This window comes from Thauera sp. 28 (assembly GCF_000310145.2).
GTDB lineage: Bacteria > Pseudomonadota > Gammaproteobacteria > Burkholderiales > Rhodocyclaceae > Thauera > Thauera mechernichensis.
Map to the genome: position 1 here is coordinate 16,041 of NZ_AMXA01000032.1, position 12,231 is coordinate 28,271.

Here is a 12,231-nt window from a genome sequence, read left to right on the forward strand (position 1 = left end):
GTTGGCATAGCGGTGGCCGCATGTCGGCTCGGGGTGGTTTCGGCTAGAATCGGGCGCTTCCTTCAGTCAAGACGCCGAGTAGCCGAATGTCCGCCTCCATGAAGATCCACATCGACGACGTCCGCATTCAGGAGATCAAGGAGCTTGTGCCGCCCGCGCACGTGCTGCGTGAGTTTCCGGCCACTCCGAAGTCGGCAGAGGTCGCTTACGAGGCGCGCCAGGCCATCCACCGCATTCTCTACGGCGCGGATGACCGCCTGCTGGTGGTGATCGGGCCGTGCTCCATCCACGATCCCGATGCCGCGATCGAGTACGCCACCCGGCTCAAGACCGAGGCCGAGCGCCTCAAGGACGACCTGCTGGTGGTGATGCGCGTGTATTTCGAGAAGCCGCGCACCACGGTGGGCTGGAAGGGGCTGATCAACGACCCCGGGCTGGACAACAGCTTCCGTATCAACGACGGCGTGCGCCTGGCGCGCAAGCTGCTGTGGGAGGTCAACGAGCTCGGCCTGCCCGCCGGTACCGAGTTCCTTGACATGATCACGCCGCAGTACATCGGCGACCTCATCTCCTGGGGCGCGATCGGTGCGCGCACGACCGAGAGCCAGGTGCACCGCGAGCTTGCCTCCGGCCTGTCCTGTCCGGTTGGCTTCAAGAACGGTACCGATGGCAACCTGCGCATCGCCGTTGATGCGATCAAGGCCGCGCAGGCGCCGCACCACTTCCTGTCGGTAACCAAGGCCGGTCACTCGGCCATCGTGTCGACCCGCGGCAACGAGGACTGCCACGCCATCCTGCGCGGCGGCAAGGAACCCAACTTCGATGCGGCCAGTGTCGAGGCTGCCTCGCGCGAGCTTGCTGGCGCCGGCGTGTGCTCCAAGCTGATGGTCGATTTCTCCCACGCCAACAGCCGCAAGCAGCACCGCCTGCAGATCGAGGTTGCGCGTGACGTGGCCGGGCAGATGGCGGCCGGTGACGATCGCATCATGGGCGTGATGGTCGAGTCCCATCTCAACGAAGGCCGCCAGGACTTGGTGCCGGGCAAGGCGCTCGAGTACGGCAAGAGCATCACCGATGCCTGCATCGGCTGGGAGGATAGTGTCGAGGTGCTCGATATCCTCGCCGAGGCTGTGCGCCAGCGCCGCGTCAAGCGCGCAGCCGAGTTCGAGTGAGCCTCGGTTCCTGACGGCACGACGCGTCCTGCCGTCAGCGGGTCGCGCACGTTTACAGTGAGCGGGCGGAGTCGGGGCCATGGCCTTGCTTGAGCCGCGGCTGCGCAAGATCATCCATTGCGATTGCGACTGCTTCTATGCCGCGATCGAGATGCGCGACGACCCCGCGCTCGTCGGCCGGCCGGTGGCCGTTGGCGGGCGCGCCGAGACGCGCGGTGTGATCGCCACCTGCAACTACGAGGCGCGCGCCTTCGGTGTGCATTCGGCAATGCCGACGGCGCGCGCGCTGCAACGCTGTCCCCAGCTCATCCTGCTGGCGCCGGATTTCGAGCGCTATCGCGCAGCCTCGCGCCAGATCCTCGCCATCTATCGCGACTACACCCCGCTGGTCGAGCCCCTGTCGCTGGACGAAGCCTACCTGGATGTGAGTGGCGTCGAGCGCTGCCGGGGCTCTGCCACGCTGATGGCGCAGGAGATCCGGGCGCGCATCCATGCCGAGGTCGGTATTACCGCCTCAGCGGGCATCGCGCCCAACAAGTTCATCGCCAAGGTGGCGAGTGACTGGAACAAGCCCGACGGGCAGTTCGTGGTGCGGCCCGAAGAGGTGGATGCGTTCGTTGCAGCGCTGCCGGTGAAGAAGATCTTCGGCGTTGGCAAGGTAACCGCGGAGAAGCTCAGCCGGCTTGGCGTGAATACCTGTGGCGAGCTGCGGGCCTGGAGCGCGGCCGAGCTGACCCGTGAGTTCGGCAGCTTTGGCGCCAGCCTCTACCGGCTGTGCCGGGGCATCGACGAGCGCCCGGTGCAGCCCGACCGGGTGCGCAAGTCGCTGTCGGTGGAGACCACCTATACGCCGGACCTGCGCGATCTGGCCTCGTGCCGGAGCGCGTTGCTGGCGCTGCTGGAGGACTTTCGCCGCCGCTTCGAGCGGGCACAGGACCGGCCTCCGGTCCACAAGGCCTTCGTCAAGGTGAGGTTCGCCGACTTCAGCCGCACCACGGCGGAGTGCGTCAGTAGTGCGCCCGATGAGGGCGTTTGGCTGCGGCTGCTGGACGAAGCTCACGCCCGCAGCCCGCTGGCGGTGCGCCTGCTCGGGGTCGGCGTGCGTTTTGCGGCCGAGGCCGCGGACCCTGGCCCGGCACAGATCCCGCTTTTCGACCCTGCGCCGGGCGGATGAACGTCAGGCGTTCTTGCTCTTCTGCCACAGCACGTCGCCGCGGCCGCCGGCGCGGTTGAGCACGCGGCCGAGCACGAACAGCAGATCAGACAGGCGGTTGAGGTACTGGCGCGGGGCGTCATTGACCGCTTCTTCCAGTGCCAGCGCCACCAGCGCGCGTTCGGCGCGACGGCACACGGTGCGGGCGTGGTGGGCGTAGGCCGCAGCGCGGGTGCCACCGGGCAGGATGAAGTCCTTGAGCGGCTCGAGGTCGTCGTTGAAGCGGTCGAGCTCCTCTTCGAGGTGGGTCACCTGCTTGTCGGTGATCATGCTCATGCCCGGGATGCAGACCTCGCCGCCGAGATCGAAGAGGTCGTGCTGCACGTTGGTGAGCAGGGCGCGCACCTCCTCGGGAAGCTCCTCGCACAGTAGCAGGCCGATGATGGCGTTGGTCTCGTCCACCTCGCCCAGGGCATGGATGCGCAGGCTGTTCTTGGAGACGCGCTTGCCGTCGCCCAGGCCGGTGGTGCCGGCGTCGCCGGTACGGGTGTAGATCTTGGAGAGGCGGTTACCCATGGTGTGCTCGTGTCCCGTGGTTGGTTGACGTAAGCGTCAATTATAGGCGCCGCTTGCGCCTGCATGCCATGCGCTGAAATTGACTTGTTGCCGGGCGAGGACGTAGCATGCAATACGTTGTGTATTACAAAAATGGCAAGGAGCCGACACGATGACCCTGTCGATCCGTCTCGACCCCGAACTCGAGTCCGAACTCGCGCGTGCTGCGGCGCAGACCGGGCGCAGCAAGAGCGAACTGGTGAAGGCCAGCTTGCGGGAGTATCTCGCCCGCGTCGCGCCGCGCAAGACACCGTATGAACTCGGTAAGGATCTTTTCGGAGGCCCCGACGCAGGACCGGGCGACCTCGCCGAACGCCGCAAGGACTATCTCTCGGAGTCGCTGCGTGCGAAGCATGATCGTTGACGCGGGTCCGCTGCTGGCATTGTTCAACCCGGCCGACCGACACCATCAGGCATGCGTGTCCTTCCTGCGCGGCAACGAGGTTTCGCTGGTGACGACCTGGCCCGTGCTGACCGAGGTCATGCATCTGCTGCGCTACAGTGTGGACGCGCAGTTGCGCCTGCTGAGCTGGATCGATCGCGGCGGGCTGGCGATCGTCGAACTGGAGCAAGGTTGCGTTGGCGCCATCGCCGCCCTGATGGACAAGTACCGTGACCGTCCGATGGATCTCGCAGACGCCTCTGTCGTGCAGCTTTCCACACAGAGTGGCTGTCGCGAGGTGCTGTCGATCGACAGCGACTTCGACGTTTACCGGCTGCCGGATGGCGCCTGGCTCAACAACCCGCTGCGCGACAATACGCCTTGAATTGCGCCCCGCGCGCGCAACCGAAGAACACGGCTTGAACTTCTCTCATATCTGGACCCTTCATGAAATCCGCTGAAATCCGCGACGCCTTCCTCAAATTCTTCGAATCCAAGGGCCACCAGATCGTGGCCTCGAGTTCGCTCGTACCGCACGAAGACCCGACGCTGCTGTTTACCAACGCCGGGATGAACCAGTTCAAGGATGTGTTCCTCGGCTTCGACAAGCGTGCCTACACGCGCGCCACCACCTCGCAGAAGTGCGTGCGCGCCGGCGGCAAGCACAACGACCTCGAGAACGTCGGCTACACCGCGCGCCACCACACCTTTTTCGAGATGCTGGGCAACTTCAGCTTCGGCGACTACTTCAAGCGCGATGCGATTTCGTACGCCTGGGAGCTGCTCACCGAGGTCTTCAAGCTGCCCAAGGACAAGCTCTGGGTCACCGTGTATGCCGAGGACGATGAGGCCTACGACATCTGGACCAAGGAAGTCGGCGTGCCCGCCGAGCGCGTGATCCGCATCGGCGACAACAAGGGCGCGCGCTACGCTTCGGACAACTTCTGGATGATGGGCGATACGGGGCCTTGCGGTCCGTGCACCGAGATCTTCTACGACCACGGCGAGCACATCTGGGGCGGCCCCCCGGGATCGCCCGAGGAAGACGGCGACCGCTACATCGAGATCTGGAACAACGTGTTCATGCAGTTCAACCGCGATGAGCAGGGCGTGATGCATCCGCTGCCCAAGCCCTCGGTGGACACCGGCATGGGTCTGGAGCGCATCTCGGCGGTGCTGCAGGGCGTGCACGCCAACTACGAGATCGACCTGTTCCAGGCGTTGATCAAGGCCGCTGCCCGCGAAACCTCATCTGCCAATAAACCGGCCGACATGGACTCGCCGTCGCTGAAGGTGCTGGCCGACCACATCCGTGCCTGTTCCTTCCTGATCGCCGATGGCGTGATCCCGGGCAACGAAGGTCGCGGCTACGTGCTGCGTCGCATCATCCGCCGTGCGATCCGCCACGGTTACAAGCTTGGCGCGCGCGCCGCCTTCTTCCACAAGATGGTGCCAGACCTCGTCGGCGAGATGGGCAGCGCCTATCTCGAGCTCAAGGACGGCGAGCGCCGCATCGTGGACGTGCTGCGCCAGGAAGAAGAGCGCTTCTTCGCCACCATCGAGAACGGCATGGCGATCGTCGAGGCCGAGCTCGCGGCGATGGAGGCCGCGGGCAAGAAGGTCTTCGACGGCAACACCGCTTTCAAGCTGCACGACACCTACGGCTTCCCGCTCGACCTCACCGCGGACATCTGCCGAGAGCGTGATGTGACCGTCGATGCCCTCGCCTTCGACGCCGCGATGGCACGCCAGAAGGAGCAGGCGCGTGCCGCAGGCAAGTTCAAGATGGCGGCCAACCTGGACTACGACGGCCCCGAGACCGCCTTCCACGGCTACACGCTGCTGGAGGAGAAGGGCAACATCCTCGCGCTGTACAAGGATGGCGCACCGGTCAATGAGCTGCTCGAGGGCGAGATGGGGGTGGTGGTGCTCGACCACACGCCGTTCTACGCCGAATCCGGCGGCCAGGTCGGCGACCGCGGCGAGCTGCGCGGCGGCGCAGGCATCTTCGGTGTGGAAGATACGCAGAAGATCCAGGCCGCGGTGTTCGGCCACCACGGCGTGGTGCGCACCGGCAGGCTGTCGGTGGGCCAGGGCGTGAGCGCCCGGGTGGACGTGGCCGCACGAGCCGCCACCGCGCGCAACCATTCGGTCACCCACATCATGCACAAGGCCCTGCGCGAGGTGCTCGGCGCCCACGTGCAGCAGAAGGGCTCGCTGGTGGACCCCGACAAGACCCGCTTCGACTTCGCCCACACTGCGCCGATGACGGCCGAGGAGATCCGTGAGGTCGAGGAGTTGGTGAACCGTGAGGTCCTCGCCAACACCGACACCCGCGCCGAGGTGATGGCGCTGGAAGCAGCGCAGAAGTCCGGCGCGATGATGCTGTTCGGCGAGAAGTACGCCGACGAGGTGCGCGTGCTGTCGATCGGCAGCTCCAAGGAGTTGTGTGGCGGGACCCATGTCGAGCGTACTGGCGACATCGGCCTGTTCAAGATCGTCGGCGAGGGCGGCGTCGCCGCCGGCATCCGCCGTGTGGAGGCGATCACCGGTGAGAACGCGCTGCGCTACACCCAGGAGCAGGAGCGTCGCGTGCAGGGCATGTCCGCATTGCTCAAGGTCCAGCCCGACGAGGTCGCCGAGCGCGTCGCCGGCATTCTCGACAACGTACGCGCGCTGGAGAAGGAACTCGCCCGCCTCAAGGGCAAGCTTGCCGCCAGCCAGGGTGACGAGCTGGTGAGCCAGGCGGTGGAGCTTGGCGGCCTCAAGGTGCTCGCCGCGATGCTCGAAGGCGCTGACGTGCCGACCTTGCGCGACACCATGGACAAGCTCAAGGACAAGCTCAAGTCGGCCGCGATCGTGCTGGCGAGCGTGGGCGAGGGCAAGGTCAGCCTGATCGCCGGTGTCACCGCGGACCACACCGCCAAGGTCAAGGCCGGCGAGCTGGTCAACTTTGTCGCCCAGCAGGTCGGCGGCAAGGGCGGCGGCCGTCCCGACATGGCCCAGGCTGGCGGCACCCAGCCGGAGAACCTGCCGGCGGCGCTGGCGGCGGTGAAGGACTGGGTGGCGGCGAAGCTCTGAGCGGCTTCGCACGGTAGGGCACGGGCAGCGTCATCGCCGCCCGTGCAACACGTCATGCGCCGTACTTGCGTGCCAGCGTGTCGTGCAGGGCGACGAACTCTTGCGACAGCTTGTGCTTGGGATCGAGGTGGACCATCGGTTTGGCCTGCTCGTGCGATTCCTTGATCTTCACCGAAGCCGACAGGTAGGGCTGCAACACGGGCAGACCTTCATCGATGAGTTCCTGCACCACCTTTTGCGGCAGGGTGGCGCGCGGCTGGAACTGGTTGACCACGATGCCCTCGACCTGCAGGTTGCGGTTGTGGTCGGACTTGATCTCCTGCACGTTCTCGAGCAGCGCGTACAGGGCCTTGCGCGAAAACTCGTCGCAGTCGAAGGGGATCAGGCAGGCGTCGGCCGCGATCAGCGCCGAACGGGTGAAGAAGTTGAGCGCGGGCGGCGTGTCGATGTAGACGCAGTCGAAGTCCTTTGCCAGCTCTTCGAGCGCATCGCGCAGCTTGTAGATCTTGTAGCGCGACTCGAGTTTGGACTGCAGCTCCTCGAGTTGCGGATGCGAGGGCATCACGTGCAGGCCCTCGAAAGGGGTGGCGACGATGAAGTCCTCGGTGCTGCGCGGGTTGAGCTTGAAGTTGAGTGTCTGGTCGAAGAAATCCGCCAGTGTGGCTTCGAGGTCCTCGCCATTCGCGCCGAGGAGGTATTGGGTCGAGTTGCCTTGCGGGTCGAGGTCCACGACGAGGGTGCGCTTGCCCTGTTGCGCGCTGATCGCCGCCAGGTTGCAGGTGATGGTGGATTTGCCGACTCCGCCCTTCTGATTGAACACCACTCGCCGCATGCCTTTCTCCCCCTGTTCGTATGCGCCACGCCCTGCCTGCGGCGCGTCCGGAGCCCGCATTCTGCCAAAAACGGCCGCTGGCGGGGTGTGTGGCGGTGTCCATCGCCGTCGTGATGCGCCAGATCAGTCCGGCGCGATGCCAAATGGGGGCGGCTGCGCTAAACTTCCGCGACGTCAATCGAGGTCGTTCCTGCGCCGCTCGACGCGCAGCCACAAAAACAATTCCGCTTTTCCGAGAACATCCCGAACGATGCCCACGCAGCGCGACCGTCCCGGTCCGCTGTCGCCCCGCGGGCGAAGTGCTCGCCCGCGTTTCAGACACGACATACCTCAAGACTCGCAGAGGGGAGAACATGGACCAGGATTTCATCGCCGCCGCACTCGACTATCACCGCTCGCCGACACGCGGCAAGATTTCAGTCGTGCCCACCAAGGGGCTCACCAACCAGCGCGACCTCGCGCTTGCCTATTCGCCCGGCGTGGCGGCAGCCTGCGACGCCATCGTTGCCGATCCTGCGGAGGCCTTCGAACTCACCAGCCGTGGCAATCTGGTTGCGGTGGTCACCAACGGTACAGCGGTGCTCGGCCTGGGCAACATCGGGCCGCTGGCCTCGAAGCCGGTCATGGAGGGCAAGGGCTGCCTGTTCAAGAAGTTCGCCAATATCGACGTCTTCGATATCGAACTGGCAGAGAATGATCCCGACAAGCTGATCGAGATCATCGCCGCGCTCGAGCCCACGTTGGGCGGTATCAATCTCGAGGACATCAAGGCGCCCGAGTGCTTCTATATCGAGCAGAAGCTGCGCGAGCGCATGAAGATCCCGGTCTTCCATGACGACCAGCACGGCACCGCCATCATCTCTGCCGCGGGCCTGCTCAATGGCCTCAAGGTCATCGGCAAGGACATCGACAAGGTCAAGCTGGTGTGCTCGGGTGCCGGCGCGGCGGCGATCGCCTGCCTCGACCTGATGGTCAGCCTCGGTCTGAAGCGCGAGAACATCTTCGTCTGCGACTCCAAGGGGGTGATCTTCGTGGGCCGCGAGGCCAACATGGAGCCGACCAAGGCGCGCTACGCCCAGACGACCGATGCGCGCACGCTGGGCGATGCGATTGTCGGTGCCGACGTCTTCCTTGGCCTGTCCACCGCCGGTGTGCTCAAGCCCGAGATGGTCGCGAAGATGGCCGACCAGCCGCTGATCTTCGCGCTCGCCAACCCGAACCCCGAGATCCTGCCGGCCGACGCCAAGGCCGTGCGTCCGGACTGCATCGTCGCTACCGGCCGTTCGGACTTCCCGAACCAGGTCAATAACGTGCTGTGCTTCCCCTTCATCTTCCGTGGTGCGCTGGATGTGGGCGCGACCACGATCAACGAGGAGATGAAGCTCGCCTGCGTGAAGGCGATCGCCGAACTGGCCGAAGCCGAGGCCAGCGACATCGTCGCCAGCGCCTACGGTGGCCAGGAGCTGAGCTTCGGCCCCGAGTACATCATCCCCAAGCCCTTCGATCCGCGCCTGATCGTCAAGATCGCCCCCGCGGTGGCGAGGGCGGCGATGGACTCGGGCGTGGCGACCAAGCCGATCGAGGATTTCGACGCCTACGTCACCAGCCTCAACGCCTTCGTCTATCAGTCCGGCATCGTCATGAAGCCCGTGTTCTCGGCGGCCAAGGCCGTGCCGCCCGAGCAAAAGCGCGTGATCTACTGCGAGGGTGAGGACGAGCGCGTGTTGCACGCAGTGCGCGTGGTGCTCGACGAAGGCCTGGCGCGCCCGATCCTGATCGGCCGTCCCGAGGTCATCGAGATGCGCATCAAGAAGATCGGCCTCAACCTCCGGCCCGAGCGCGACTTCGAGATCGTCAATCCGGAATCCGATCCGCGCTACCGCGAACTGTGGAACGAGTACTACCGGTTGATGAAGCGCGACGGCGTGACGCCCGACCTCGCCAAGGCCAAGATCCGCCGCGATACCACCCTGATCGGCGCCATGCTGCTGCGCCGCGGGGACGCCGACGCGATGGTGTGCGGCACCTTCGGTACCTACGATTACCATCTCAAGCAGGTGGAGGACGTCATTGGCCTCGCGCCGGGCGCCAAGCAGTTCGCAGCGATGAACCTGCTGCTGCTGTCCAAGCGCATGCTGGCGATCACCGATACCTACGTCAATGAGAATCCGAGCGCCGCAGAGGTGGCCGAGATTGCCCGCATGGCTGCTGAAGAGCTGAGCCGTTTTGGCATCGAGCCGAGCGTGGCGCTGCTGTCGCACTCCAACTTTGGCAGCTCGGGCTCGGCCTCGGCACGCAAGATGCGCGAAGCCTGCGAGATCCTGCGTGCGACCGTGCCTGGCCTGAATGTCGATGGCGAGATGCACGGCGATGCCGCGCTCTCCGAAGAGATTCGCGACAAGCTGCACCCGGACTCCGACCTGAAGGGCGAAGCCAACCTGCTGGTGATGCCCAACCTCGACGCCGCCAACATCTCCTTCAACCTGATGAAGATGGCGAATGGCGATGGCGTGTCGGTTGGGCCGATCCTGCTCGGGGCGGCGAAGTCGGTGCACATCGTGACGCCGTCGGCGACCGTGCGCCGGCTGGTGAACATGACAGCGCTCGCCGTAGTGGATGCCAAGGAGTCGCGCAACGCCAGAGCTTGATTCGGGCGGGTGCTTTTGATGTGGGCGCAGGCGTCGCCCATGACATGGGGTGGCCGCGCGAGCGGCTGCCCCACATCGTTTCAAGGGAGCATGCGGTCTTGATTGCATTGCCTGATCTTCCGTCGCGTCCGCTCTGTGTGGTCGGGGCGGCGCTGTTGCTTGCCTTCTCGGCACCCGTGCATGCTGGCGATTGGTTGCTCGCGGCGACCGACACACGAGTCGTTCCCGGCCAACGCTTCGAAGTCGTCGTCGTCGCTGCGGGTAGCTCGGCACAGTGGCCGGATCGACTGCCGGCGCGTATCGAGCTGCCCGGCGGCTCGCCCCAGGTCGCGATCGAACTGGTGGCCATGGCCGCGGCTCCAGGGGCTGCGGGCCAGCGGCGCTACTTTGCGCGCTGGCCGATGGAGGTCAATGGCGTGGTCACGCTGGCCCTGGCTGACCAGCCGCAGGCGCGTTTGCTGCTGGCCGCCGCCGCAACGACCGCCACCGATTCAGCGGAGCTTTCGCCAGCGGGCGCACTCGAGCAGATGGCGCCCGTTGCCAGGATGGCTGCCGGCACGCCGCCGGTCGAGCCGTCGGGCCTCGCCTTCCATGAGCCGATGTATTTCCTGGTCGGTGGCAGGGACCCGGTGTCGGCGCGTTTTCAGTTCAGCTTCAAGTACCGTATCTTCGCCGAGCAGGGCATCGTCGGCGAGAATATCCCGGTGGCGACAGGGCTGTACTTCGGCTTCACCCAGACCTCCTTGTGGGATCTGCAGTCCGAATCCAAGCCCTTTCGCGACTCGAGCTTCCGGCCAACGCTGTTCTACAGCGTCGCAGCGACAGACGCCGAGGATCGCCTCGCGCTGACCTTGTCCGGCGGCTACGAACATGAGTCGAACGGCAAGGAGGACACGCCGTCGCGCAGTATCGACCTCCTGTTCCTGCGCGCCGAGGGGCGTTACCTGTTTGCCGACGGACGCACCTATCTCGGTGTGGCGCCAAAGCTGTGGACTTATCTCGATCGTGACGACAACCCGGATATCGCTCGCTACCGTGGCCATGGCGAGCTCGCACTGCGTCTCGGGCGCGATGACGGCTTGCTGTTCTCCGCACTGGTCCGGCGCGGGACTGCCGGCAAGATCGGTACGCAGTACGACCTGTCCTACCCCATCCGGCGCAGCGTGTTTTCCGGTGTGGGCGCATTCGTGCACCTGCAGGCCTACAGAGGGTACGGCGAGACCCTGCTCGAGTACGACGAGAAGAAGGACCCACAGTACCGACTGGGGATTTCGCTGGTACGCTGAGCGCCATCATGAGGAGCCGCCCATCTGGGCGGGCAACGACAAAGAGGAGATCACGCATGAGCCACGCGATTCGTTTTCACCGCACCGGCGGCCCCGAAGTCCTGCAGTGGGAGGCGGTTGTGTTGCCGCCTCCGGCGGCGGGCGAGGTGCGGCTGCGCCACCACGCGGTTGGACTCAACTTCATCGATACCTATCATCGCAGCGGGCTCTATCCGCTTGCGCTGCCCTCCGGTCTGGGCATGGAGGCGGCGGGCGTGGTCGAGGCGGTGGGCGAGGGCGTTACCGAGGTGAAGGCAGGCGACCGCGTGGCCTACACCAACGGCCCGCTCGATGCTTATTCCGAGCAGCGCAACATCCCGGCGCGCTTCCTGGTGCCACTGCCCGACGACATCTCCTTCGAGCAGGGCGCGGCGATGATGCTGCAGGGAATCACCGCACACTATCTGTTGCATTCGACCTACCCAGTGAAGGCCGGCGAGACGATCCTGGTGCATGCGGCCGCGGGCGGCGTGGGCTCGATCCTCGTACAGTGGGCCAAGCTGCTCGGCGCCACCGTGATCGGCACGGTGGGCAATGACGACAAGGCGGCGCGCGCGCTGGCACTTGGTTGCGACCACGTCATCGTCTATGCGCGCGAGCGCTTTCCCGAGCGCGTGCGCGAACTGACCGCGGGTAGGGGCGTGGCCGTGGTCTATGACTCGGTCGGACGCGACACCTTCCTCGACTCGGTGTCCTGCCTGCAGCGGCGCGGTACCATGGTGAGCTATGGCAATGCCACCGGGCCGGTTGCGCCGTTCGACTGCGCGCTGTTGCACAAGTCGGGCTCGGTGTTCGTGACCCGCCCCGGTCTGCCCGACTACATCGCCACGCGCGAGGAGTTGCTCGAGCGTGCAGCAGCGCTGTTCGAGGTGGTGCGCGGCGGCAAGGTCCGGATCGAGATCATGCAGCGCTTTGCGCTCAAGGATGCCGCACAGGCGCATCGTGAGCTCGAAGGGCGTAGAACGACCGGTTCCACGGTGCTGCTGCCCTGAGTACGGGCGAGGGGGCGGGTCGGGTAGAATT

The 12,231-nt window shown here is 65.6% G+C and carries 10 protein-coding genes; 8 read left to right on the plus strand and 2 right to left on the minus strand.

The annotated features are described in order from the left end of the window. Nucleotides 1–86: 86 nt before the first annotated feature. Nucleotides 87–1,172 carry a 3-deoxy-7-phosphoheptulonate synthase AroG gene (gene aroG, locus C662_RS16760; protein ID WP_002931714.1) on the plus strand — a complete coding sequence of 362 codons (1,086 nt, stop codon included), beginning with the start codon at nt 87–89 and terminating at the stop codon, nt 1,170–1,172. A gap of 79 nt (nt 1,173–1,251) precedes the next feature. Further along, a complete protein-coding gene (dinB, locus tag C662_RS16765) occupies nt 1,252–2,346 on the plus strand; it encodes a DNA polymerase IV (RefSeq protein ID WP_002931716.1) in 1,095 nt (364 codons plus the stop codon). Nucleotides 2,347–2,349: 3 nt separating this feature from the next. Here the strand turns inward: dinB and C662_RS16770 are convergent, their stop codons facing one another. After that, nucleotides 2,350–2,901, minus strand: a complete 552-nt coding sequence (locus C662_RS16770; protein WP_002931719.1) for a cob(I)yrinic acid a,c-diamide adenosyltransferase — start codon at nt 2,899–2,901, stop codon at nt 2,350–2,352. A gap of 151 nt (nt 2,902–3,052) precedes the next feature. On the opposite strand from C662_RS16770, the gene C662_RS16775 reads away from it, so the two are divergent. From C662_RS16775 to alaS, 3 genes are all read left to right on the plus strand, one after another. Beyond that, nucleotides 3,053–3,304 (plus strand): ribbon-helix-helix protein, CopG family, encoded by a 252-nt coding sequence (locus C662_RS16775; RefSeq protein ID WP_002931721.1) that lies wholly within the window; start codon nt 3,053–3,055, stop codon nt 3,302–3,304. Beyond that, nucleotides 3,294–3,707: a type II toxin-antitoxin system VapC family toxin gene (locus C662_RS16780; RefSeq protein ID WP_002931724.1), complete on the plus strand. Its 414-nt coding sequence runs from the start codon at nt 3,294–3,296 to the stop codon at nt 3,705–3,707. Before C662_RS16775 ends, C662_RS16780 begins: the two co-directional genes overlap by 11 nt. A 62-nt stretch (nt 3,708–3,769) precedes the next feature. Further along, nucleotides 3,770–6,403: an alanine--tRNA ligase gene (gene alaS / locus C662_RS16785; RefSeq protein WP_002931725.1), complete on the plus strand. Its 2,634-nt coding sequence runs from the start codon at nt 3,770–3,772 to the stop codon at nt 6,401–6,403. 52 nt (nt 6,404–6,455) lie between these two features. On the opposite strand, the gene C662_RS16790 is transcribed toward alaS, so the two are convergent. Next, on the minus strand, nt 6,456–7,235 hold the full coding sequence (locus tag C662_RS16790; protein ID WP_002931736.1) for a ParA family protein: 780 nt from the start codon (nt 7,233–7,235) through the stop codon (nt 6,456–6,458). A gap of 353 nt (nt 7,236–7,588) precedes the next feature. On the opposite strand from C662_RS16790, the gene C662_RS16795 reads away from it, so the two are divergent. The 3 genes from C662_RS16795 to C662_RS16805 all read left to right on the plus strand — a co-directional run bounded on the left by C662_RS16795 (nt 7,589) and on the right by C662_RS16805 (nt 12,200). Next, nucleotides 7,589–9,883 (plus strand): NADP-dependent malic enzyme, encoded by a 2,295-nt coding sequence (locus tag C662_RS16795; protein WP_002931737.1) that lies wholly within the window; start codon nt 7,589–7,591, stop codon nt 9,881–9,883. A 98-nt stretch (nt 9,884–9,981) separates the two neighbouring features. After that, nucleotides 9,982–11,169, plus strand: coding sequence for a phospholipase A (locus C662_RS16800; RefSeq protein ID WP_232433301.1), 1,188 nt, complete (start codon nt 9,982–9,984; stop codon nt 11,167–11,169). A gap of 56 nt (nt 11,170–11,225) precedes the next feature. Beyond that, nucleotides 11,226–12,200 carry a quinone oxidoreductase family protein gene (locus C662_RS16805; RefSeq protein ID WP_002931739.1) on the plus strand — a complete coding sequence of 325 codons (975 nt, stop codon included), beginning with the start codon at nt 11,226–11,228 and terminating at the stop codon, nt 12,198–12,200. The last annotated feature ends 31 nt before the right edge of the window (nt 12,201–12,231 follow it).